General features: G+C 70.8%; 21 protein-coding genes. 6 read left to right on the forward strand and 15 right to left on the reverse strand.

Annotated elements, in window-relative coordinates; all coding sequences use genetic code 11:
* Positions 1-78 precede the first annotated feature (78 nt).
* The 3 genes from treZ (at position 79) to LQ938_RS01970 (ending at position 3,927) form a co-directional block, all read left to right on the forward strand.
* Positions 79-1,848 carry a malto-oligosyltrehalose trehalohydrolase gene (gene treZ, locus LQ938_RS01960; protein WP_223722390.1) on the forward strand — a complete coding sequence of 590 codons (1,770 nt, stop codon included), beginning with the start codon at positions 79-81 and terminating at the stop codon, positions 1,846-1,848.
* A gap of 155 nt (positions 1,849-2,003) precedes the next feature.
* Entirely contained in the window at positions 2,004-3,047 is a 1,044-nt protein-coding gene (locus LQ938_RS01965; protein WP_223722391.1) for an isopenicillin N synthase family dioxygenase, read from the forward strand.
* A gap of 91 nt (positions 3,048-3,138) precedes the next feature.
* On the forward strand, positions 3,139-3,927 hold the full coding sequence (locus tag LQ938_RS01970; protein WP_223722392.1) for a tryptophan-rich sensory protein: 789 nt from the start codon (positions 3,139-3,141) through the stop codon (positions 3,925-3,927).
* On the opposite strand, the gene LQ938_RS01975 is transcribed toward LQ938_RS01970, so the two are convergent.
* From LQ938_RS01975 to LQ938_RS01985, 3 genes are read right to left on the reverse strand one after another with little or no spacing between them, the layout of a single operon-like run.
* Positions 3,902-4,639: a glutamine amidotransferase-related protein gene (locus LQ938_RS01975; protein ID WP_223722393.1), complete on the reverse strand. Its 738-nt coding sequence runs from the start codon at positions 4,637-4,639 to the stop codon at positions 3,902-3,904. The two genes, LQ938_RS01970 and LQ938_RS01975, sit on opposite strands and share 26 nt — an antisense overlap.
* A 38-nt stretch (positions 4,640-4,677) precedes the next feature.
* A complete protein-coding gene (locus tag LQ938_RS01980; RefSeq protein ID WP_223722394.1) occupies positions 4,678-5,418 on the reverse strand; it encodes a LysR substrate-binding domain-containing protein in 741 nt (246 codons plus the stop codon).
* Between the two features lie 29 nt (positions 5,419-5,447).
* Positions 5,448-5,855, reverse strand: a complete 408-nt coding sequence (locus LQ938_RS01985) for a transferase (RefSeq protein WP_223722395.1) — start codon at positions 5,853-5,855, stop codon at positions 5,448-5,450.
* Positions 5,856-6,052: 197 nt separating this feature from the next.
* Between LQ938_RS01985 and LQ938_RS01990 the strand changes: the two genes are divergently transcribed.
* On the forward strand, positions 6,053-6,718 hold the full coding sequence (locus tag LQ938_RS01990; RefSeq protein WP_223722396.1) for a YitT family protein: 666 nt from the start codon (positions 6,053-6,055) through the stop codon (positions 6,716-6,718).
* A gap of 78 nt (positions 6,719-6,796) precedes the next feature.
* On the opposite strand, the gene LQ938_RS01995 is transcribed toward LQ938_RS01990, so the two are convergent.
* The 4 genes from LQ938_RS01995 to LQ938_RS02010 form a co-directional block, all read right to left on the reverse strand.
* Positions 6,797-7,243 carry a hypothetical protein gene (locus LQ938_RS01995; RefSeq protein WP_223722397.1) on the reverse strand — a complete coding sequence of 149 codons (447 nt, stop codon included), beginning with the start codon at positions 7,241-7,243 and terminating at the stop codon, positions 6,797-6,799.
* On the reverse strand, positions 7,240-8,049 hold the full coding sequence (locus tag LQ938_RS02000; RefSeq protein ID WP_223722398.1) for a DNA-formamidopyrimidine glycosylase family protein: 810 nt from the start codon (positions 8,047-8,049) through the stop codon (positions 7,240-7,242). Before LQ938_RS02000 ends, LQ938_RS01995 begins: the two co-directional genes overlap by 4 nt.
* Entirely contained in the window at positions 8,042-12,820 is a 4,779-nt protein-coding gene (locus LQ938_RS02005; protein ID WP_223722399.1) for an ATP-dependent helicase, read from the reverse strand. The genes LQ938_RS02000 and LQ938_RS02005 overlap by 8 nt, the downstream gene beginning before the upstream one ends.
* Positions 12,821-12,911: 91 nt before the next feature.
* On the reverse strand, positions 12,912-13,835 hold the full coding sequence (locus LQ938_RS02010) for a dioxygenase family protein (protein ID WP_223722400.1): 924 nt from the start codon (positions 13,833-13,835) through the stop codon (positions 12,912-12,914).
* A gap of 162 nt (positions 13,836-13,997) precedes the next feature.
* Between LQ938_RS02010 and LQ938_RS02015 the strand changes: the two genes are divergently transcribed.
* A complete protein-coding gene (locus tag LQ938_RS02015; RefSeq protein ID WP_223722401.1) occupies positions 13,998-14,345 on the forward strand; it encodes a hypothetical protein in 348 nt (115 codons plus the stop codon).
* Here LQ938_RS02015 and LQ938_RS02020 read toward each other — a convergent pair.
* The 5 genes from LQ938_RS02020 to LQ938_RS02040 form a co-directional block, all read right to left on the reverse strand.
* A complete protein-coding gene (locus tag LQ938_RS02020; protein WP_223722402.1) occupies positions 14,279-14,791 on the reverse strand; it encodes a twin-arginine translocase TatA/TatE family subunit in 513 nt (170 codons plus the stop codon). The genes LQ938_RS02015 and LQ938_RS02020 overlap by 67 nt on opposite strands.
* An 11-nt stretch (positions 14,792-14,802) precedes the next feature.
* On the reverse strand, positions 14,803-15,627 hold the full coding sequence (gene tatC / locus LQ938_RS02025) for a twin-arginine translocase subunit TatC (protein WP_308116159.1): 825 nt from the start codon (positions 15,625-15,627) through the stop codon (positions 14,803-14,805).
* The gene (locus tag LQ938_RS02030; protein ID WP_223722403.1) at positions 15,624-15,851 is read right to left on the reverse strand and encodes a Sec-independent protein translocase subunit TatA/TatB; all 228 of its coding nucleotides are present in this window, start codon (positions 15,849-15,851) and stop codon (positions 15,624-15,626) included. The genes tatC and LQ938_RS02030 overlap by 4 nt, the downstream gene beginning before the upstream one ends.
* A gap of 29 nt (positions 15,852-15,880) precedes the next feature.
* A complete protein-coding gene (locus tag LQ938_RS02035; RefSeq protein WP_223722404.1) occupies positions 15,881-16,843 on the reverse strand; it encodes an intradiol ring-cleavage dioxygenase in 963 nt (320 codons plus the stop codon).
* An 88-nt stretch (positions 16,844-16,931) separates the two neighbouring features.
* On the reverse strand, positions 16,932-17,636 hold the full coding sequence (locus tag LQ938_RS02040; protein ID WP_374197473.1) for an alpha/beta hydrolase: 705 nt from the start codon (positions 17,634-17,636) through the stop codon (positions 16,932-16,934).
* A gap of 61 nt (positions 17,637-17,697) precedes the next feature.
* Here LQ938_RS02040 and LQ938_RS02045 point away from each other — a divergent pair, with 61 nt between their 5' ends.
* Positions 17,698-18,330, forward strand: coding sequence for an NUDIX hydrolase family protein (locus tag LQ938_RS02045; protein ID WP_223722405.1), 633 nt, complete (start codon positions 17,698-17,700; stop codon positions 18,328-18,330).
* Positions 18,331-18,352: 22 nt separating this feature from the next.
* On the opposite strand, the gene LQ938_RS02050 is transcribed toward LQ938_RS02045, so the two are convergent.
* The 3 genes from LQ938_RS02050 to LQ938_RS02060 all read right to left on the reverse strand — a co-directional run bounded on the left by LQ938_RS02050 (position 18,353) and on the right by LQ938_RS02060 (position 22,297).
* The gene (locus LQ938_RS02050; protein WP_223722406.1) at positions 18,353-19,423 is read right to left on the reverse strand and encodes a threonine aldolase family protein; all 1,071 of its coding nucleotides are present in this window, start codon (positions 19,421-19,423) and stop codon (positions 18,353-18,355) included.
* Positions 19,424-19,555: 132 nt separating this feature from the next.
* On the reverse strand, positions 19,556-21,010 hold the full coding sequence (locus tag LQ938_RS02055; RefSeq protein ID WP_223722407.1) for a DUF6421 family protein: 1,455 nt from the start codon (positions 21,008-21,010) through the stop codon (positions 19,556-19,558).
* 135 nt (positions 21,011-21,145) lie between these two features.
* On the reverse strand, positions 21,146-22,297 hold the full coding sequence (locus tag LQ938_RS02060; protein ID WP_228361098.1) for an ABC transporter substrate-binding protein: 1,152 nt from the start codon (positions 22,295-22,297) through the stop codon (positions 21,146-21,148).
* Positions 22,298-22,317: the final 20 nt, after the last annotated feature.

Here is a 22,317-nt window from a genome sequence, read left to right on the forward strand (position 1 = left end):
ACGCGCACCCGCACCACAGCGCACCCGCATCAGAACAGCACGAAACGGACCGCCGAGCGCGGGGGAGAGAGAACACGCATGATCGAGGTCTGGGCACCGAAGGCGGAGCGGGTTCGGATGCGGCGCGTGGCGGGCGCCGACGCGCCGGATTTTGACGCGGAGGGCGCCGACGTCGAACTGCGCGCCGCGGAGGACGGATGGTGGCGCGCCGACGTCGATCTCGCGGATGGCGAGCGCTACGGCTTCGTGCTCGACGACGGTGATCTGCGCCCCGACCCGCGTTCACGTCGGCAGCCCGAGGGTGTGCACGGACCATCGGCGTACGTCGATGCTGCCGCGTTCTCGTGGCGCGACGGTGCCTGGACCGGCCGGCAGCTCGCCGGCGGTCTCGTCTACGAGCTGCACATCGGCACGTTCACTCCCGACGGCACCCTCGACGCCGCGATCGAACGGCTCGGACACCTGGTCGAACTCGGCGTGACGCACGTCGAGCTACTGCCCGTGAACGGGTTCAACGGCGTGCACAACTGGGGCTACGACGGAGTGCTCTGGTACACGGTTCACGAGGCGTACGGCGGCCCCGAGGCCTACGTGCGCTTCGTCGACGCCGCGCACGCCGCGGGGCTCGCCGTCATCCAGGACGTCGTCTACAACCACCTCGGTCCCTCCGGCAACTACCTGCCCGAGTACGGCCCGTACCTGCGCGAGGGCAGTCGCAACACCTGGGGCGATTCCGTCAACCTCGACGAGGCGGCGGTCCGCTCGTACATCGTCGAGAACGCGCTGATGTGGCTCGGCGAGTACCACGTCGACGGTCTGCGGCTGGATGCGGTGCACGCCCTGCACGACGAGCAGCCCGTGCACATCCTGCGGGAACTCGCCGAGGCATCCGACGCCCTCTCTGCGCACCTCGGGCGACCGCTCACGCTCATCGCCGAATCCGACATGAACGATCCGACGCTCATCCTGCCTCGGGAGGCGGACGGCTACGGACTCACCGCGCAGTGGAGCGACGACTGGCACCACGCGGTGCACGTCGCCCTGACGGGGGAGACGGTCGGCTACTACGCGGACTTCGCCGACCCCGATGCGCTCCCGAAGGTCTGGGCCGACGGGTTCTTCCACAACGGCACCTACTCGTCGTTCCGCGGGCGCGATCACGGCCACCCGATCCCCGAGCAGGTGCCGGCCTGGCGTCTCGTGACGTTCGCGCAGGACCACGATCAGATCGGCAACCGCGCCGCCGGAGACCGGCTGACCGCGACGCTCTCGCCCGAACGACTGGCGGTGGCGGCGGTGCTCACGCTCACCGCACCCGGCACGCCGATGCTCTTCATGGGCGAGGAATGGGGCGCCTCGACGCCGTGGCAGTTCTTCACCTCGCACCCGGAGGAGTGGCTCGGCGATGCGGTGCGGAAGGGGCGCACGGCGGAGTTCGCCGAAATGGGCTGGGACGAGTCGATCGTGCCCGATCCGCAGGATCCCGCAACGTTCCGACGGTCCGTCCTCGACTGGTCCGAGGCAGCGGACGGCGAGCACGCGCGCCTCCTGCAGCTCTACCGCGATCTCGCGCGGCTGCGCCGCGAGCGTCCGGAACTGACCGACCCCGCCTTCGGGCAGTTGGGCGGCGAGACGGCGGACCCGGATGCGGCTCCCGACGCCCGCCGCTTCGTGCTGCGCCGCGGCGCGCTCGCGGTGCTGGTGAACCTGTCGGCCGAGCCCTGGGTCGTTCCGCTCGACGAGAACGATGACGTCGTGCTGCTCGCGACGGTCGACGCGACGATCGCGGACGCGGCGGTCACCGTCGCGCCGGAATCCGCCGCTGTCGTGGGTCCTCGGCATCCGTAACGCGGAGGAAACGTCCGGGCTCTAACCTCTCCTCAGCGTTCGCGTCAACGAAAGCTCTCGCGGCAGGGTACCGCCGACATTGCTGGGACACACGTGAAGTGGCTGCCTGATATCCGACGGTTGCCCTTCGGGGCGACCTCCATCGAGGAGTTGCGATGAGTTTCCACGTTCCCACAGTCGACATCACGCCCTACATCACGGGCGGAACCCCCGAAGCGCGGGCGGAGGTGGCCCGTCAAATCGACGATGCCTGCCGCACGGTCGGCTTCATCCAGATCACCGGGCACGGCATCCCGGACGCCGTCATCGACGGCCTGACGAGCGCGATGGACGCGTTCTTCGGGCTGAGCCTGGAGGAGAAGAAGAGCTACCGCACCCCGCCGCAGATCAACCGCGGCTACAGCCCGCCCAAGTCCGAATCGTTGAGCCTGTCGCTCGGTGTGGAGCAGGCGAGCCGGATGAACGACTTCTTCGAGGCCTTCAACGTGGGGGCGGGGCAGGCGGACTATCCGGATGCCGACGCGCTCCCGCAGCCCGACTACGCGGAGAACCTGTGGCCCGATGTCGACGGGTTCGAGGCGCAGGTGCAGGCCTACTTCGGTGAGGCGGCGCGGGTGGCGCGCACGATGACGCGCATCTTCGCCGACGCGCTGGGGCTCGCCCCGGACTTCTTCGCCGAGCGCACGGGGCACTCCCTCGACGTCATGCGGATGAACAACTACGCCCTGCCGCCGGGAACAGACGTGACGCTCGACGGAGACCTCGTCGGGATGGGGGAGCACACGGACTACGGGATCGTGACGATCCTGTGGGCCGACCAGGTGAAGGGCCTGCAGGTGCTCGGTGCCGACGGCTCCTGGAACGACGTCTCACCCGCCGACGACGCGCTGCTCATCAACCTCGGCGATGTGACCGCCCGGTGGACGAACGAGCGCTGGATGTCGACCCTGCACCGCGTGAAGCCGCCGGTCATCGGCGGCACGATCGAACGCCGCCGGTCCGCCGCGTTCTTCCACGACGGCGACGTCGACGCCGTGATCGAGACGCTGCCGTCGTGCGTGGATGCCGACCACCCCGACCTCTACGCGCCCATCACCGTGGGCGACCACATCCGGGCGAAGCTCGCCGGCTCGCGGGCCGGAAAGCCGAACGAGCAGGCCGAGCGCGAGTCCGCGCGAGTGCTGGCCAGCCGCCGCTGAGCCGTCGCCCCGCCGACCCGCCGACCCGCCGACCCGCCGGGGACTGTCAAGCCCCGACGGGTCGGAACGCGTCGATCCGTAGCGTGGGGGCATGAGCGCCGCCGCGTCCCCCCGGGACCTCCTTCGTCAGATCACCGTCCTGTCCGCGACGGTGTTCATGCTGATCGCCGCGATGGTGGGGACGGGCCTCTTCGGCGGAACGGCCGTGCAGGACCTCCAGGGCGGCGCGCTCGACGAGGACGGCTCTTTCCTCGCCCCCGCCGGACCGGCGTTCTCGATCTGGTCGCTGGTGTACCTGGGCCTGATCGCCTACGCGATCTGGCAGGCGCTTCCCGCGCAACGGCGCAACGAGCGTCAGCGCGTGCTCGGCTGGGGCATCGCCCTGACGGAGGTGCTCAACGGGCTGTGGCTCGTCGCGGCGCAGTTCACGACGCTGCCCGTCACCGTGCTCACGATCTTCCTGCTGCTCGCGGCGCTCAGCGTGGTGTTCCGCCGCACCGTCGAGCGGCCTCGCGGCAGCATCCTCGACGCGATCCTCGTCGACGGTGTCACGGGGCTCCACCTCGGGTGGGTGACGCTCGCTTCGGTGGCGAACGTGTCTGCGTGGCTCACGCAGATCGCGCCGCCGGAGTGGGTGGCCGGCGCCGAAGTGTGGGGCCTCGTGGTGCTCGTCGTCGTCGCTCTCGTCGGGTCGCTGCTCGGGTGGCTCAGCGGTGGCCGGCTCGCGCCGGCGGCGGCGCTCGCCTGGGGACTGTCATGGGTGGCCGTCGGGCGTCTCGGCGGCGAGCCGCAGAGCACCGTCCTCGGTGTCGCGGCGATCGTCGTGGCCGTGCTGATCGTCGCCGTGACCGTCGTCAGCCGGCTGCGACGGACGCCGTAGCGAACGCGCGCAGCATCCGCGCCGGGGCATCGACGGGCGCGGCGAGCACCCGAGCGGACACTGCATCGAACTCGGATGCCTCGAAGTAACCCGCGTCGCGATAGATCGCCATGCGAGCCGTGAAGGCCTGCGGCGTCAACTCCGGGTGGAACTGCGTCGCGTACAGCCCGTCGCCCAGCCGGTAGGCCTGGACCGGGCAGCTCTCGTTGGCGGCGAGCAGCACCGCGCCCTCGGGGAGTCGCAGCGTCCCTTCTTTGTGAGCTGTGAAGGCCTCGAAGGGGTCGGGAAGCACCCCGAACACCGGGTCGCGGCGGCCGGCCTCGGTCAGGACGATCGTGGTCGAGCCGGTGGGCTCGGCGTAGTCGGGGCTGACGTCGCCGCCGCCCATCCGGGTCACCACACCGATGCCGTAACAGGTGAACATGGCGAGAGTCCGGGACGCGATGGCCGCGGCGGCGACGTGCTCGAGGTCGCTCTCCAGCCGGCGCTGCCCCTCGGATTTCACCGGTTCGGCGACGTTGAACGGGCTGCCGCCGACGACGAAACCGCGGTAGCGCTTCAGCGCGTCCGCGGGAAGAGCGTCGGACACGAGATCCCAGGCGTGCAGGGACTCCTCATCCAGGCCCATGGCAACGCGGAACGACGCGTACTCGCCCACGGCGGCCTGCTGCTCCGGACGCACGCACAGGTACAGCAGCGGGCGGGAGTCCATCCCGAAAGTCTAGGTGCCGCGGCCCGTGACGTTCGCGGTCAGCCGCGCGAGGACCGCGCGGAGCGGCCCCGGACGATCCCGACGAACGTGTCGATGAGCGGGTCGGTGCGTTCCGCATCCCAGGCCAGAGCGACGCGCGAGACGGGGCCGTCGACGAGCGGGCGGACCGCGACGTCCTTCCGCTGGTGCAGGCGGGCCAGCGACATCGGCACGACCACGATGCCCACTCCCGCGGCGACGACCGCGATGGCTTCTTCCGTGGTCTCCGGCGGCGCGAAACGGGGCGCGACCGTCGCGGGTGCGGCGAACGACAGCACATCGTCGACCGGCGTGATCAGCACCTCGCCCTCGAGGTCGGCGGCGGAGAGTTCGTCGACGGCCGTCAGGTGCGAGTCCCGTGCGCAAATCACGACGGGACGCTCCTCGTAGAGGGCGATGACGTGGAGTCCTCCGGTGGGGATCGGCAGCCGCACGATCGCCGCGTCGACGTCGCCGCGGCGGAGGGCTTCGGTCTGGCCCGCCACGGCGAGGGGAACGAGTTCGAGGGGGTTCCGCGGCATCCGTTCCTGCCACGTGTCGATCCACTTGCCGGGGGTCGCGCCCGGGATGGCGCCGAGCCGGAAGGGGCCCTGCGGGGCGGCGGGCTCGGGGGCAGAGGCCGGTCTGGCGGCCGGCGCGCTCCGGGTCGGACGCTTCGGAGCGCGTGCGGCACCCGGTTTGGGCGTCCGCGCGGGCGCGCGGCGAGACGGTTCTCGCCCCTTGCCGCGCTGTCCGCTCATCCCGTCAGGCTACGCGGTCGGGCGCGGTCTCACGCAGCGAGGCGGAGACCCTTGCGGTCGGTGGCGACGCGTTCGCCGTCGGCGATGGTCTGGTCGTCGCCGATCAGCGACCCACCCGCGACACTCGCGCCCTCGCCGATCTGCGTGCGCACACCGATCTGCGCGCCCGGCCCGAGTTGGGCCTTCGCGCCGATGTGCGCGTGCGGTGCGATGTGGGCCTTCGGTCCGATGACGACATCGCTTTCGACCCAGGCGCCACGGCCGACGAAAGCACCCGCGGCGATCTGGACGCCCGGCTCGATGTACGCGCCCGCTTCGACGAACGCGGTCGGGTGCACCTTCGCGCCGTTGGCGACGAGCCCGCGGCCGTTGATGTGCTTGCGGTACCGCAGCATCTCACCGCGGTCGTTCTCGATGTCGATGTAGTTCTTACCCACGATGCCCTCCTCCGGCCCCTGCGGGACCGAGTACATGAGTGAACCGGTCCCGACACGTTTCCATTCCCGTGAGTAATTCGTCACCGGAGGTATTTCGGATTCCACGCGCACGGCGTTTTCCCCTGGTGGGCATGCGGATGCGGTGCGGGCCCGGCGGCACGTGGGTGCGCGCGTCGCGGCGTACGGGGAATGAGACGATGGGTACCGTGACGAACCCCTCCCCGGAGCCGCATCCCGAGACTGCCGCGACCCTCGTTTTCGACGACAAGAGCACGGCGCACAGCATCCCGGAAGACGTGCTCGGGCTGCTCACGGGCACGTTCGTCGCCTCGCTCGGCCTCTACCTGCTGCAGTCGAGCGGCGCGGTCACCGGCGGCACCGCAGGCATCGCCCTGCTCATCGACTACGCGACCGAATGGCCGTTCTGGCTGATCTTCGCGGTCGTCAACCTGCCGTTCGCGGCACTCGCGATCTGGAAGAAGGGCTGGAGCTTCACCCTCCGCACGGCGGTGTCCATCGCGCTCGTCTCCGCGTTCTCGGTGCTGCACCACGCGCTGTTCCGGATCGACGAGCTGCAGCCGATCTACGGCACGATCGCCGGCAACCTGCTCGCGGGCGTCGGGCTCCTCATCCTGTTCCGCCATCGGGCGAGTCTCGGCGGCGTGAACATCATCGCCCTCGTCGTGCAGGAGCGCACCGGCTTCCGCGCCGGGTGGACCCAGCTGACCGTCGACCTCGTGATCATCATCGCGGCGCTCTTCGTGCTGCCCTGGCCCGCGGTGCTGCTGAGCGCGGCCGGTGCGGTGCTGTTGAACGTGGTGCTCGCGTTGAATCACCGTCCGGGCCGGTACATCGGGCACTGACCGCCGCTCAGCTCCGGGTCTTCTCGCCGGCGCGTCCGACGAAGTGATCCACTGTTCTCACTCTCGGAAGTGCCGCGCTCACGGCAACGTGTAGACGAATATCGATGCGGTCGTGGTGAGAATGAGCCACGTGGCCGTGGGAGCGATCAGGCCCAGAGCGACCCACCACCACAGGCGCGGCGCGCGGCGGCGGCAAGCGAGGTATGCGAACGCACCCGCGACAAGCAGGCACGTTCCGGTCGCGATCACAGCGACGGTGGTCGCCGTCCACTCCGAGTGAACCGTCGTGGTTCCCCCGGCTTCCATGACCCAGGTGCACGAACGCCCGATCGGCCAGGCGGAAACCCGCGAGGAGACGAGGGCGATCTCGGACTGGGCGGCCCCTTCCGGAGCCTCGAAGCCGCACTGGTACGCAGCGCTTCCTCGCGTCTCGATGTATTGGCTGGCGAGTGCGCCGATGAAACCCAGGAGGGCACACCACAGCGCGATACGCAGAACACGGGTCGTTGACCGTGCGTTGCTCATGCGCGAGATTGTGACGTGTCGCGCGCGGGTTGGCAGCGCGGGCACCAGAACACGTTGCGCTCCGACGTCGCGTTCGCGCCCAGCGAGGTTTCGCGGATACGGGTGCCGCACCGGCGGCACGGCTGGCCCGTGCGCCCGTAGACCCAGAACCTGCGGCCCGGGCGGTCCTCGCCCGTGAACGTGCGCGCCGAGCGGTCGCGATTCGCGCGGATCATCCGCACCCCGGTCTCGATGAGTCCGACCGTGTCGACCTCGGATGCGGGCGTCGTGGGCGCGATGCCGCGCACGAACAGCAACTCGTTCGCGTACACGTTGCCGAACCCGGCGACGTTGCGCTGGTCGAGGATCGCGACGTGGGCGGGGCGCTCGTCGCGGGCGAGATGCGCGGCGGCGTCGGCGGCGGATGCGGGAGTCCAGTCGGATCCGAGGGGATCGGGACCGAGGTGGCCGATCAGCTCGTGCTCGCGGTCGGTCGGCACGACATCGATCATGGCGAGATCGAAGCCGACCGCATCCGCGGTGTCGACGCCGATGATGGCGCGCGCGGTATGCGCGGGCTTTCGCCAGCGGGCACCGGGCGGGTAGACGTGCCACTCGCCCTCCATCTTCAGATGCGAGTGCAGGGTGAGGCCCCCGATCCGCGCGAGGATGTGCTTGCCGCGGGGGATGACCGCATGGACGGTCTCACCGCGGAGGTCGATCGTCGCGACCTTCGGCACACGCAGGTCGAAGCGGATGACCTCGTGACCGGCGAGAGCCGCATGCAACCGCTGGGCGGCCCGGTAGACGGTGTCGCCCTCAGGCACGCGCGCCGCCCGTGCTCTCGCGCGACGCGCGGGCCGCGTCGCCCGCGGTCTGGCGGCGGAGCGTCATGCCGCGCGGCGATTCGACGAATCCGGCGCTGCGCAGCATCCGCCCCATATCGGCGCCGATCACGAACGCCCCGTTGACCTGCTCGATCGTCAGCGTGTCGAGCGAGCGCGCACGGGCCGTCGCCACGAGGTCTGCGGCGGCAGCGGTCAGCACCTCTTCGTCGTCGCTGAAGGCGAGCGCCGTTTTGCCGCCGCGCTCGAGATACAGCACGAGCGCGCCGTCGACCACGACGACCAGCGCGCCGGCCTTCCGCCCCGGCCGGTGCTTGCTGCCCTCGAGTGCGGGCCACGGAAGCGCTGCCCCGAAGGGGTTGGCCGGGTCGGTCGCGGCGAGGGTGCGCGCTGCGCGCGGCGGAGGATCGGCGACCGCGGCGAACTCTCGCAGCCGGTCGATCGTGGCGGAGGCCGCGAACTGCGCGGCGCCGAGCTTCTCGATCAGGTACCCGCGACGGCAGTGGCCGGCCTCTTCGAAACCCGACAGCATCCGGTACGCCTGCGCGAAGCCGCCCGGCAGACCCTCGCTCTGCACCGAACCGCGGGTCACGACGCCGTAGCGGTCGAGGAGAAGGCTCGCGGCGGCGGTCGCGCGAAGAGTCGGGTCGGACTCGGCAACGGGCAGTGCCGACCAGCGTCCGCCGACCGACGCGGGCCGGGCGGGTGCGGTCGGCCGCGGCAGAGAGGTGCCGCGGAACATCCGCGCGCGCGGGGCCCGACGGGTCACGCGATGCGCCTGCGATCCTCCGGCGAGCAGGCCCCGGACCGGAGCGAAGGTGTCGTTGGTCACCCGGCCCGCCCACGCCAGACGCCAGAGCGCCTCGACCACGGACTGCTCGTTCTCGGCGCCCGCGAGGGTGCGCACCTGCGCCGCGAAGTACGCTCCGCCGGCCGCGAGCGCGTCGAGCACCCGCGCATCGAGGGAGTCCGCGGGGATGTCGTCTTCGGGTACCAGAAGCGTGAGGGGTGCGGTGTCGGCCGGATGCAGCGAGATCCAGCCGTCACGACCCGGAAGCGAACCGTGCCCGGCCCACACGACCTCGCCCGTCGCGGTGAGCTCGTCGAGCATCGCGGGGGAGTAGTCGCGCACCCGAGAGGGCAGCACGAGGGACTCCCACGCGCTGGCCGGGATGGGCACGCCCGCGAGCTGCTCGATCACGGCCAGCGCGCCATCGATGCCGTCGAGCGGTCGGGTGAGGTGCTGCCAACTGGGCAGGAACCGCGCGAATCCGTCGGGAGGCACGGGCTCGACCGAGCCGCGGATGGCGGCGAGCGACCGCATCCGGAGCCGCCGGAGCACCTCGGTGTCGCACCACTCCGTCTCGTCGGGGCGAAGGGCCCGCGCTTCCGGGAGGAAGAAACCGCTCGTGATGCGGCCGGCGCCCTCGAGGCGCTGCAGAGTGTGGCGCGCCACGGCCACCCCGACCCCGAAACGATCGGCGACGGCATCCGCTGTGAAGGGGGCGTGCGTGCGCGCGTACCGGGCGACGAGGTCGCCGAACGGATCCGGGAACGGCTCCAGGAAGGCTTGCGGGAGTCCGACCGGGAGGGCGACCCCGAGCGCATCGCGCAAGCGCCCGGCGTCTTCTATCGCCGCCAGGCGGACGGTGCCTGCGATCGACACGCGGATGGCGCGACGCGCCTGCACGAGCGCCTCCGCGTGCGCGGACGCGACCTCGAGCGGCGCCGGAGCCGACGCCGACGGCGTCTCGACGTCGCTGTCTGTCGCGGCCTCCACGGAGACCTCCGCGCGCAGGCGCGCGGCGATCTCGTCGTCGGACAGCGGCCCCAGGATGCGCAGCAGATCGGCGACGCCCTCGACGCCCTTCACCCGGCGGTCGGGGTCGAGGCGTTGCGCCTCGCGTTCGAATTGCTCGATGACGGCGGGGTCGAGCAGCTCCCGCATTTCGATCTTGCCGAGCAGCTCCGACAGCAGCCCCGGGTCGACCGACAGCGCGGCCGCGCGCCGTTCGGCGAGCGGCGAATCGCCCTCGTACATGAACGCGCCTACGTAGCCGAAGAGCAGATCCCGCGCGAAGGGCGAGGGTTGCGAGGTCGTGGTCTCGACGAGCCGGATGCGGCGGTCGGCGATCTGGCGGGCGATCCGGGTGAGCGCGGGCAGGTCGTAGACGTCCTGCAGCACCTCGCGGAGGGTCTCGAGGATGATCGGGAACGTCGGATGCCGCCGCGCGACTTCGAGCAGTTGCGCCGACCGCTGGCGCTGCTGCCAGAGCGGGCTGCGGCGGTTCGGGTTCGTGCGGGGCATCAGCAGCGCGCGCGCCGCGCACTCGCGGAACCGCGACGCGAACAGCGCGGAGCCGCCCACCTCGTCGGTGACGATCTGTTCGAGCTCGTCGGCGTCGAACACGAAGAGTTCGGCCCCCGGGGGCTCGGCCGTCGCATCGGGGATGCGGGCGATGATGCCGTCGTCGCTCGCGACCGCGGAGCCCTCGACTCCGAGGCGTTCGCGGATGCGGGCGTTGACCGCCAGCGCCCACGGCGAATGCACCTGCATGCCGTACGGGGAATGCAGGATGACCCGCCAGTCCCCGACCTCGTCACGGCTTCTCTCGACCGTGAGCTGGCGGTCGCTCGGAACGGAGCCGGTCGCCTCGATCTGCTCGGCGAGGTAGGCGAGCAGATTGTCTTGGGCCCGGTCGTCGAGACCCGCCTCGGTGAGGCGCTGCCGCGCTTTCGCGGGTTCGGCGGCGGCGACCTCGCGCGAGAACTTGCCCAGCGCTTCGCCCAGCTCGGCGGGCCGACCGATGCCGTCGCCGTGCCAGAACGGCACCTTGCCCGGTTGCCCGAACGCGGGCAGCACGTTCACCCGGTCGTGCGTGATCTCCACGATCCGCCAGCTGGTTGTGCCGAGGGTGAAGACATCGTTGACGCGCGACTCGTAGACCATCTCCTCGTCGAGCTCGCCGACGCGGGCGTTCTGCGATTCCCCGGCCACGAAGACCCCGAAGAGGCCGCGGTCGGGGATGGTGCCGCCGCTCGTGACCGCGATCCGCTGGGCGCCGGGACGCCCGGTCAGCGTGCCCTGGTCGCGGTCCCAGACGAGCCGCGGCCGCAGCTCGGCGAACTCGTCGGAGGGGAAGCGTCCGGCCAGCAGATCGAGTGTCGCCTCGTACGCCGAGCGGGGGAGCGTCCGGAAGGGCGCGCTGCGGCGCACGGTCTCGAACCAGTCCTCGACCTCGATCGCGCCCAGTGCGCAGGCCGCGACGGTCTGCTGGGCGAGGATGTCGAGGGGATTCTGCGGCACACGAACGGCCTCGATCTGACCCGCCAGCATCCGTTCGGTGACGATCGCCGTGTGCAGCACGTCTCCGCGATGCTTGGGGAAGAGAGCGGCCCGGCTGGTCTCGCCGACCTGGTGCCCGGCGCGTCCGATGCGCTGCAGACCCGACGCGGCCGACGGCGGCGATTCGACCTGGATGACGAGGTCGACGGCGCCCATGTCGATGCCGAGCTCGAGGCTGCTGGTGGCGACGACGCACCGGAGCACGCCGGACTTCAACTCGTCTTCGACGATCGCCCGCTGCTCTTTCGACACCGACCCGTGATGCGCCTTCGCGAGCACGGGATCGGCGCCGGCCGTGGCACCGGCCTGTGACATCTGCGCGGCGGGAACGGTCGCCTCGGGCAGATCGAGCCCCATCCGCTCGCTGTAGATCTCGTTGAGGCGGGCGGTCAGCCGTTCGGCCAGGCGACGCGAGTTCGAGAACACGATGGTCGAGCGATGCTGCAGGATGCGGTCGACGATCGCTTCTTCGACGTGCGGCCAGAGCGAGCCGGTCATCTCGGTGCTCTCGGGCCGTGGCGCTGCCGGGGCGAACCAGTCGCCGTCGCCGTCATCGTCGCCGGTCGTGGCGGCGGGACGCGTGGGCGGCGGGGTCTCACCCGGTGCCGGAGGGGGGTTCAGCATGTCGTCGACCGGCACGACGACCGTCAGATCGAATGTCTTCGTCGCCCGCGGGGCCACGATGTCGACGGGCGCCGAGCCGCCGAGGAACCGTGCGACCTCGTCGATCGGCCGGACGGTCGCCGAGAGTCCGATGCGCTGCGCCGGCTTTTCGAGCAGGGCGTCGAGTCGTTCCAGGCTGACGGCGAGGTGCGCGCCGCGTTTGGTGGCGGCGACGGCGTGCACCTCGTCGATGATGACGGTGCGGACGCCCCGGAGCGTCTCTTTCGCCTGACTCGTGAGCATCAGGTACAGCGATTCGGGCGTCGTGATCAGGATGTCGGGCGGGTCGGACACGAGCTTTCGACGCTCGGACGACGGGGTGTCTCCGGAGCGGACGCCCACCGTCACCTGGGGCGCCGGGATCGCGAGCCGTCGCGCGGAGTGCCCGATGCCGACGAGCGGCGAGCGGAGGTTGCGCTCGACGTCGACGCCGAGGGCCTTGAGCGGGGAGATGTAGAGAACGCGGGTGCGCTCGCTGTCGCGTTCGACCTTCGTCGCGGCGCCGCCACGACGCGGGGGCGCGACGGCCGGCTCGGGCTCGGCCTGTCGCTCGCGGAACACGCTGTCGATCGCCCAGAGGAACGCCGACAGGGTCTTTCCTGATCCGGTCGGGGCGACGACGAGAGCGTGGCGTCCTTGCGAGATCGCCTGCCAGGCGCCGGCCTGCGCGGGAGTCGGCGCCGAGAAGGCGCTCCGGAACCAGTCCTGCGTGGCAGGAGAGAACCGGTGCAGCACGTCGTCCACTCCACCATCATCCCGGGTGCCTCCGACACCGGGATCGGGATTGCGCTGCGGGCAGACGATCGGATCGGTATCGCCGGGCTCCCGGAACGGATCAGCGCACGGATGTGCGGGTGTCGACGCGGACGCGGAGCGTCGCGGTGTAGCCGGCCGTCGCGTCGCCCACCACAGTCGCCATTTGGAGAGCGCCGCCGTCATCGCGGAACACCATGTCGGAGGACAGCGAGATGTCGTCGAGGTTGCCGCGAGACCCGTCGTAGTCCGGAAGCGCGTACACCGTCTCGCTGATCCCCTGGGGTAGAGCCACCTGCGACGTCGCGATGACGTTCGCCGTATCGGTGATCCCGTCGACGTCCGGGTACACCTCGAAGTGCACGTGCGGCCAGCGACCCGGGTAGCACCCCGGGAAGACGGTGGTGAACGTCACGGTTCCCGCCGCATCCGCCGTCTGCACGCCGCGTAGGTAGGTGACGTCCTCGAGGCCGTCGGAGTACATCGAGTACCCGCCCTGGGCATCGCAGTGCCAGACATACACCGCGGCGCCCGTGAGGGGGATGTCGCCGTTCGCGGTGCCCAGCAGGACGAGCGACAGGGTCAGCGGAACGCCCACAGCGAGGGCGCCGCCGTCGATACTCGAGCGGATGTCGGAGCGGACGATGCCGGACTGCTCGAGGATGTCGGGCCCGTTCGAGCCATCGCCCGGGAACGGCCCCGGCGTCTCCTCGGGGATCTCCCCGGCGGGCAGGGCGTCCGTGGTCGGCGATCCCGTGCGGGTCGAGCCGGACGCGCTCGCCGCCGCTGAGCCGGTCGGTGCGGCGGACACGCCGGGTGCACAGGCCGCCAGCGCTGCCGCCCCCACGCCGATGCCGAGCAGGCTCAGCACTCCTCGCCGACTCATCACCGTGCGGATGTCGAAGGGTGCCCCCTGGTCGACGACCTCATCGTCGGCGCGATCGAGCAATCGCCCCTCGTATGCGGGGCCGCGAGGCGTGTGTTCGGGTTCGGGGATGCGGCTCATGGTCGTCTCCGAGGGCTCGGGTCGTGCGGGCGGAGTCCCAGCATTCCTGGCGCAGATTTCCGGCAGCTATGAGCGTGCTGGATGCTCCCCGCACGGTGGGCGGGGCGCGTGCGGACCGCCGAGGGGGTTATGCGCCGCAGGCATCCCCCGTAGCGTGGATGAATGGACAAGCGAACGGAAAACCGAAACGTGTCCGGATCGATGGCGCGGCGCGCTGGAGAGATCGCCCTGCTGGTCGTCGTCTCCGCGGCGGTCGGAGTTGTCTTCGGCTTCGTCAGCCAGTCGGCGGTCATCGGCGTGATCGTCGGCGCGGGTGTGGCGATCATCGCGGCCGCGTGGATGTGGCGGGCCCGCCGGTCGGGCGGATACGACGAAGAGACGCGGGCGACGACGCGACAGGCCGGCGACGAGCGTCGTTCCCACCCCGAGTACGGGCCGCTGAGTCAGCCCGGAACGTTCGGTGTGCGCATCGGCACCGGCGCGGCCGGCAAGGACAACGGGCGCGGCTGACCCGCATCCGGAGCGTCTGCCGGAACACGGACGCGCCTCGGGTGAGCCGACGTACCGACCGTCCGGATGCGGTACGCGACGGCGCTGGGGTCCGTCTCGGTCTCGGTCTCGGCCGCGACGGAGCTCGACGTCGGTGCCCGCTCGGCGAGGTCGGCAGTCGGCGTCGCGCCCCCGGACGCGGCCGCCGGCACCGGATCGGCGGTGAGGGCGTCGCGCAGGACGCTCCGCGGGTCGAAGCGTCGCGGATCGAGCGCCCGCATCCGCTCCGGGTCCCACCGCACGCCCGTCTCCGTCTCGGCGCGGTGCCGAGCGGTCTCGAGCGCCGACCGCAGAAGGCGGACGGTGTCGGCCAGGCGTCGCGCGTAACCCGGGAGGCGTGCCGGCCCCAGCACGATCACGGCGACGAGCGCCACGAGGATGAGCTTCTCGGTCGTCAGTCCGAACACGGTGGCCTCCTTCAGAGGGACGCGGATGCGGCGCGTGCCGCCCGCCGGTCGCGGAGGAACGCGATGCCGAGTGCCCCGCCGAACAGAGCGGTCACGGGGATCGCGACGAAGAACATCGACAGCACGTCGGCCGCCGGAGTCGCCAGTGCGCTGAACAGCACGATCACGACGACGATGATCCGCCAGCGGTGCGCGATGGCCCGGGCGGGCAGGATCCCCGCGAAGTTGAGAGCCACCAGCAGAACGGGCAGCACGAAGGCGATGCCGGTGCACAGCACGATCCTGATCACGAAGTCCACGTAGTACGAGGCCTGCAGGATGGAGCTGTCCTCGGCGGATGCGAACCCGGCGAGGAGTTCGACCATGTGCGGGAAGAGCACGACCCCCGTCAGGCATCCGGCAGCGAACAGGGGGAGTGCGGCGAACACGAATCCGAAGGTGTACCTCTTCTCCCGGCGCGTGAGGCCGGGGGCGAGGTAGGCGAGGATCTCGTACAGCCAGACCGGGCTCGAGAGCGCCGCCCCCGCGACCACCGCGATGCGGATGCGCAGGTCGAACGCCCCGGTGACACTGTCGAAGTTGAGGCTCGCCGCGCGGGATTCGGCGAGCTGGTCGATCGGGGCGCGCAGGACGTCGAGGATGCCGTCGGAGGCGACAAACCCCAGGACGACCGCGATCGCGAGCGCCGCCGTTGCGCGGGTCAGCCGGGTGCGTGCTTCACGGGCGTGCGCGGCGAGCGGCATCCGCTCGCCGGTGGTGCGCTCGGTCGCCTCCGTTCCGGCAACGGTCTCCCCGGCAACGGTCCCGGCGGCCCCGGCGACGGCGGCGGGGGTCACGGGGCGAGCCCGGGCGACGGCGTCGTACGGGTGGTCGGCGCGTCGGACGGGTCACCCGCGGGCGAGGCGACGGGCGCGGGTGCGGCGTCGACGGCCTCGGTCTTCAGGATGCGGACCGACTGACCGACGCTCTTCGCGAGGGCGGGGAGCTTCGCCGCGCCGAAGACGAGAAGCACGATGGCGAGGATGATCAGCGCGTGCCATCCGGTGAGATTCTGCAGCATGGGTGGTTTCCTTTCCAGAACGGGTGGGGTCAGCGTCCGCCGCCGCCGGCCGGAGCCGCGGCCTGGGACGGGGTGGTCGTCGTGTCGACGCGGGCGACGAGCGAGACGGCGTAGCCCGTCGTGACGTCGCCCGTGACGGTGGCCAGCTGCAGCGCACCGCCGTCGTCGCCGAAGACGTTGTCGCTGTCGAGCGAGACCTGGGCGAGGTTGCGGCTCGACCCGTCGTACTCCGAGAGCGCGTAGACCGCGTCGCAGGCATCCTGCGGCAGGGCGACCTGGGAGGTCGCGATCGCGTTCGCCGCATCCGTGATCCGGTCGACACTCGGGTACACCTCGAAGTGGATGTGGGGCCAGCGCCCCGAGTAGCAGGCCGGGAAGATCGAGGTGAAGGTCACCGCGCCTACGGCATCCGCGACCTGCACACCGCGGAGGTAGGTGACGACTTCCAGGCCGTCCGAGTACATCGAGTACCCGCCGCCGGCGTCGCAGTGCCACGCGTACACCGCGGCCCCCGTGAACGGAACGTCGCCGCCCGCGGTGTCGAGGATCGTGAGGGTGAGGGTCATCGGAACGCCCGCCGCCGTCGCGCCGCCGTCGATGCTGGAACGGAGGTCGCTGCGCACGATGCCGGATTGTTCGAGGATGTCGACACCGTTCGAGCCGTCGGCCGGGTAGGGGCCGGCGGTCTCGTCGGGGATCTCGCCGACGGGGAGCGCGGACGAGGACGTGGCCGTCGCGGACGAGGACGGCGCGGCAGCCGTCGTGGCGGTGGATGCGCTCGTGCTGGCGCCGGATGCGGTGGGCGTGCACGCGGCGAGCACGGCGACGCCGGCACCGAGTCCGACGAGGCTGAGGACACCGCGACGACTCATCAGGGTGCGGACGTCGAACGGCGCCCCCTGATCGACGACCTCCTCGTCGGCACGATCGAGCAGGCGGCCCTCGTAGGCGGGGCCCTGCGGGGTCTGTTCGGGAACGGGGATGCGGGTCATGGTGGCCTCCGGGGGAGCGAGTATCTGCGTCGTCTCCTCACCCTGACCGACGGTCTTCGCCGGCCGCCATGCGCTTGCTATGCGCCTCCTATGAGGGATCGCCCTGCGCGTTCGACGGCGGAGTGCCGCCCTCGGCAGGCGGAGCCGCGGCCTGCGCCTGCAGTCGGAGATCGAGGAACTGCCGCACATCCGCCAGTTCCTGGGCCGACACGCTGTGCCCTAGACCGGGGTAGACGCGCCCGCTCAGATCGGCGTGGGTGGGCAGCCATTCGATCGTGTGGGCGACGAGCGGTGCGGGAATGACGGTGTCGGCCGTGCCCCGCCCCCAGAAGACCGGCGGACGCGTCTGCGCGAGCGCGGCGTCGCCCGGCAGCGCCCCCGGCGTCGCGTAGCCGCTCAGGCCCACGACGAACGCGAAGCGCTCCGGATGCAGACGGAGCGCCTGCAGAGCGACCGCCGCGCCCTGCGAGAACCCGAGCAGACCGATCGTGTCGGCATCCGTGTGCGCGTCGATCCACGCCACCAGGCGCGCGGCCGCATCCGTCGTCGGCTGCGCCGAGCGTCCGTCGAGACCGTCGATCGGGTACCACGAGTACCCCGGCGACGGCCACGGCGGCGCGAGCGGTGCGCGGACCGCGGCGATCGCGAAAGCCTCGGGCAGGTGCGGCACGAGGCCGAACAGGTCGCGCTCGTCCGATCCGTACCCGTGCAGGAGCACGAGAAGAGGTTTGCCCTCACGCGGCCCGTCCGACCAGAGAACGGCGGCGTCGTCGAGGGTGTCTGCGGGGATCACGACATCATCCTGACATCGGGTGGCGACACGGGCGAGCGAGGGGGTGGGGTATACAGGAGACATGCCGGTGCGTACCCCCGATCCCGACCCGAACGAGCCCGAAGACGACGGCGGCGCCGCGCGCGATCCGCTCGGACTCGGTGAGAACGCCGGCGGTTCGCTGCCCGGCAGCGCCTCGAACCCCGCGTGGCTGAGCGATATCGAGCTCGCCGAGATGCGTCGGCGGTTGCCGATCGTCTACGTCGAGGCGATCCCGGTGCGCACCGACGGCAACGGTGCGGTGACGCAGGTGGGTATCCTGCTGCGCGCCACCCCGCTCGGTGAGATGACGCGCTCGATCGTGTCGGGCCGGGTGCGGTACGGCGAGACCATCCGCGACGCGCTGTTCCGGCACCTGGAGAACGATCTCGGTCCGATGGCGTTCCCCCTGCTGCCGCCCTCGCCCACCCCGTTCACGGTCGCGGAGTACTTCCCGATGCCCGGGGTCAGCGCGTTCCACGACGACCGCCAGCACGCGATCTCGCTCGCGTACATCGTGCCGGTCACGGGCACGTGCGAACCGCGCCAGGATGCGCTCGAAGTGACGTGGATGGAGCCGGAGGAGGCCGCATCCGACGCTCTCGCCGCCGAGATGGAGGGCGGTCGCGGCACCCTCGTCCGCCTCGGTCTCGCCTCCGTGGGCGCGCTCCGCTGACCTCGCTCCGACCCGCCGAACGTCAGGGTGTGCGGGTCTCGCGGGCGATCGCGGCGACGAACGCGTCGACGTCCTGCTCGGTCGTGTCGAACGAGCACATCCACCGCACCTCGCGGCGGAGCGCATCCCAGTCGTAGAAACGGAAGCTCTCGCGGAGCCGGTCGGCCACGCCCGCCGGCAGTGTCGCGAAGACCCCGTTCGACTGCGTCGGCTGCGTGAACGTCACGCCCTGCACCGACCCGTCGGCGAGGCCCGCCTCGACCCCCGCGCGGAGGCGCTGCGCCATGGAGTTCGCGTGCCGGGCGTTCTGCAGCCAGAGGTCGCCCTCGAGCAGCGCCACGAGTTGCGCCGAGAGGAAGCGCATCTTCGACGCGAGCTGCATGTTGAGCTTCCGGAGGTAGGTGAGCCCGGTGGATGCCTCCGGGTCGAGCACGACGATCGCCTCGGCGCCGAGTGCACCGTTCTTCGTGCCGCCCAGGCTCAGCACGTCGACGCCCGCGTCACGCGTAAAGGCGGCCAGCGGAACGTCGAGCGATGCCGCCGCGTTCGCGATTCGCGCACCGTCGAGGTGCAGCCGCATCCCGTGTCCGTGCGCGTGGTCGGCGAGGGCGCGGATCTCGTCCGGTGTGTAGACGGTGCCGAGCTCGGTCGACTGCGTGATCGACACGACCAACGGCTGCGCGCGGTGCTCGTCGCCCCATCCCCAGGCCTCGCGGTCGACGAGTTCGGGCGTCAGCTTGCCGTCCTCCGACGGCACGGTGAGCAGCTTCATCCCGCCGACCCGCTCGGGCGCGCCGCCCTCGTCCACGTTGATGTGCGCGGTCGCCGCCGCGATCACCGCGCCCCAGCGCGGCAGCATCGACTGGAGACCCGTGACGTTCGCGCCGGTGCCATTGAAGACGGGGGATGCCTCCGCGCCCGCACCGAAGTGCGCCGTCACGACCTCCTGCAGCCGGGCGGTGTACTCGTCCGCGCCGTACGCGCTCTGGTGTCCGCCGTTCGCGGCCGCGATCGCGGCGAGGACGTCGGGGTGCACGCCCGAGTAGTTGTCGGACGCGAAGCCGCGGAGCGCAGTGTCATGCAGGGTCGTCATGTCTCCAGCCTACGAGCGGCGCCGGGCCGTCGCCGCCGCATCCGCCCGACTGGAAAAATCGCCAGGACAGGATGATCGGGCCTGCATCGTCCTGTCCTGGCGATATCTCCTACGCCGGAGAGGCGGCGGGGCTCAGTCGGCGCCGCGGATGCCGGCGGTCGACGCGATGACGGGGCGCATCTTCTTCTCCAGCGCCTCGAAGAACATCGACAGCGGGAACTCGTCCTCGCGGACCGCGTTCGTGAACCCGGACGGCGGACCGGCGAGCACCTCGTCGGGGAGTCCCCGTGCCCACACCGACGCCGGATGCGGCGTCAGCACCGAGCGCACCAGGTCGTACGCGGCGAGCCAGTGCGCGGTCTTCGGCCGGTCGATCGACTCCCAGTAGAGCCGGTCGATCGCGTCGGCGAGGGCGACGACCGCATCCGGGATCGCCTCCCAGTCGATCGTGAGACGCGTGTCGGTCCAGTGCAGCACCTCGTGGCGGTGCAGCCACGCGAACAGCAGCTGACCGCCGAGCCCGTCGTAGTTGCGCACGCGCGAGCCGGTGATCGCGAAGCGGAAGATGCGGTCGAACACCACGGCGTACTGCACGAGCACCGCGTGCTGGAGCATGTCGTGCTCCACCGCGGTGAGATCGTCGCCGTTATCGACCCGCTCCTGCAGGCGCGTGCGGATGCGGACGCACTCGCGGAACGCCGTCAGGTCGCACCGCAGTTCTTCCAGTGAGTAGAGGAAGTACGGCATCCGCTGCTTGATCATGAACGGATCGAACGGCAGGTCACCGCGCATGTGCGTGCGGTCGTGGATGATGTCCCACATCACGAACGTGCGCTCGGTGAGCGCCTGGTCGGTCAGCATCCGCGCGGCGTCGGCCGGCAGATCGAGTTTCGTGATCTCGGATGCGGCCGCCACCACGCGCCGGTAGCGCGCGGCTTCGCGGTCCTGGAAGATCGCGCCCCACGTGAAGGTCGGCACCTCGCGCATCGCCACGGTCTCCGGGAACAGCACGGCGGAGTTCGTGTCGTACCCGGGCGTGAAATCGACCAGGCGGAGCGACACGAACAGGCCGTTGGTGTACTCGGTTTCGAGCGCGCCGATGAACTCGGGCCAGATCACTTCGACGAGCACGGCTTCGACGAATCGATTGCTCGAGCCGTTCTGCGTGTACATCGGGAAGACGACCAGGTGACGCAGCCCGTCGACGCGGTGCTGCTGCGGCTGGAAGGCGACGAGAGCGTCGAAGAAGTCGGGAACTCCGAAGCCCTCGGCCGACCAGCGCAGGAGGTCGCCGACCAGTGCGTCGAGGTAGGCGGCATCGTGCGGGAAGCGCGGAGCGAGCGCACGCACCGAGGCGACGAGCGTGTCGACGTGCCGGCGCGCGGCGGGTCCGTCGTGCTCCTCGGGAACCGATCCGTCGGCGGCCTGCAGCTGCTGCAGTGCGACGGCGGCGTCCTTGAGAGCGAGCCAGGCCGGATCGTTCTCCACGTCTGCCGCGAGCGCCGGGATGACCTCGTCCTCGACGACCTCGGGTTCGCCGACGATGGCCTTCTGCTCGTAGGTGGGGAGCGCGGCTTGGGTAGACATGGGAACCTCCGATCTGCGGGGTCGGGCCGGCGGATCCGGCGCGATAAGCGGATGCGGACCAGCGTATCCGCCGCATCCGGGTGACACGGTGCGGGGCGGGGTGGCCCTGATGGCCACCCCGCCCCGGCTTCGGTGTTACGCCCCGCCCTCCGTGAGCGTGACGTCGATCGGGGCGAAGTCCGCCCCGGTGAGGTCGAGTCCCGCGTCCGCGAGCTCGTCGAGAGCCTTCTGGATCCACTCGTTGGAGTACGCCGTGGCGGGCGGCTCCTCGGTGATGAGGTGGGCGCCGGTCTCGTTGACCGCGGCGAGGGCGCCGGCGACCGTCTTGTCCCAGGCGGCCTCGTCGATCACGCCGATCCCGCCCTCGGACGGCCAGATGAGCTTGTTCGTCTCATTGACCATCCAGAGCTCGTGGCTCGGTCCCCATCCGGAACCGGCCGCGATCGTGATCTCGGACGCTTCTTCGGGGTTCTCGGCCGCGTACGCCCAGCCCTTGATGACGGCCTTCAGGAAGGCGACCGTCGTCTCCTGGTACTCGGTGTCGCCCTCGAGGCGTTCGGTGTCGGCCCAGATCGCGTCCTGCAGCATCGCGCCGGCGGTGTCCTCGTAGCTGATGACGTTGAAGTCATCGGGCGTGTAGAGCTCGCCGGTGTCGGGGTCGACGGTCTCGAGCAGCTGCGCGTACTCGTTGTAGGTCATCGCCTGCGCGGCGTCGATGTCGCCCTGCAGGAAGGCGTTCATGTTGAAGTCCTGCGTGATGATCTCGACCGTCGAGGCGTCGAGCCCCTCGGCCGCCATCGCGGCGAAGATCTCCCACTCGTTGCCGAAGCCCCAGGAGCCGATCTTCTTGCCCTCGAAGTCGGCGACCGAGTCGATGCCGGAGTCTGCCCACGAGACCTGCAGTGTGCCGGACCGCTGGAAGATCTGCGCGATGTTGGTGAGGTTCGCGCCGGCCTCGATGGATCCGAGAACCTTCGGGACCCACGCGATCGCATAGTCGACGTCGCCGTTCGCGAGCGCGTCCTGCGGCACGATGTCGCCGCCGGAGGGGATGATCTCGACGTCCAGTCCTTCCTCTTCGAAGAAGCCCTGGTCGACGGCGGCGAAGTAGCCGGCGAACTGCCCCTGGGGCAGCCACTGCAACTGCAGTTTCACCGACGTCAGTTCGTCGTCGCCGGTGGCGGCCGGCTCCGCGTCGCTATCGCCCCCCGAGCAGGCGGCGAGAACGAGGGCGCCGACGGCGGCGAGTGAGGCGGCCGTGAGCATGCGGCGAGTGCTGTGTCTCATGTCGTTCCTTTCATGTGCGG

The sequence above is a fragment of the Microbacterium sp. cx-55 genome, assembly GCF_021117345.1.
Taxonomy (GTDB): Bacteria; Actinomycetota; Actinomycetes; order Actinomycetales; family Microbacteriaceae; genus Microbacterium.

Coding starts and splice junctions, on each gene's coding strand:
- LQ938_RS01995 (WP_223722397.1), bottom strand. CDS start 7,243: ATGAGCAACGCACGGTCAACGACCCGTGTTCTGCGTATCGCGCTGTGG.
- LQ938_RS02010 (WP_223722400.1), bottom strand. CDS start 13,835: ATGAGCCGCATCCCCGAACCCGAACACACGCCTCGCGGCCCCGCATAC.
- LQ938_RS02035 (WP_223722404.1), bottom strand. CDS start 16,843: ATGACCCGCATCCCCGTTCCCGAACAGACCCCGCAGGGCCCCGCCTAC.
- LQ938_RS02050 (WP_223722406.1), bottom strand. CDS start 19,423: ATGACGACCCTGCATGACACTGCGCTCCGCGGCTTCGCGTCCGACAAC.
- LQ938_RS02015 (WP_223722401.1), top strand. CDS start 13,998: ATGGACAAGCGAACGGAAAACCGAAACGTGTCCGGATCGATGGCGCGG.
- LQ938_RS01970 (WP_223722392.1), top strand. CDS start 3,139: ATGAGCGCCGCCGCGTCCCCCCGGGACCTCCTTCGTCAGATCACCGTC.
- treZ (WP_223722390.1), top strand. CDS start 79: ATGATCGAGGTCTGGGCACCGAAGGCGGAGCGGGTTCGGATGCGGCGC.
- LQ938_RS02055 (WP_223722407.1), bottom strand. CDS start 21,010: ATGTCTACCCAAGCCGCGCTCCCCACCTACGAGCAGAAGGCCATCGTC.
- LQ938_RS02045 (WP_223722405.1), top strand. CDS start 17,698: ATGCCGGTGCGTACCCCCGATCCCGACCCGAACGAGCCCGAAGACGAC.
- LQ938_RS02030 (WP_223722403.1), bottom strand. CDS start 15,851: ATGCTGCAGAATCTCACCGGATGGCACGCGCTGATCATCCTCGCCATC.
- LQ938_RS02060 (WP_228361098.1), bottom strand. CDS start 22,297: ATGAGACACAGCACTCGCCGCATGCTCACGGCCGCCTCACTCGCCGCC.
- LQ938_RS01975 (WP_223722393.1), bottom strand. CDS start 4,639: ATGGACTCCCGCCCGCTGCTGTACCTGTGCGTGCGTCCGGAGCAGCAG.
- LQ938_RS01990 (WP_223722396.1), top strand. CDS start 6,053: ATGGGTACCGTGACGAACCCCTCCCCGGAGCCGCATCCCGAGACTGCC.
- LQ938_RS01965 (WP_223722391.1), top strand. CDS start 2,004: ATGAGTTTCCACGTTCCCACAGTCGACATCACGCCCTACATCACGGGC.
- LQ938_RS01980 (WP_223722394.1), bottom strand. CDS start 5,418: ATGAGCGGACAGCGCGGCAAGGGGCGAGAACCGTCTCGCCGCGCGCCC.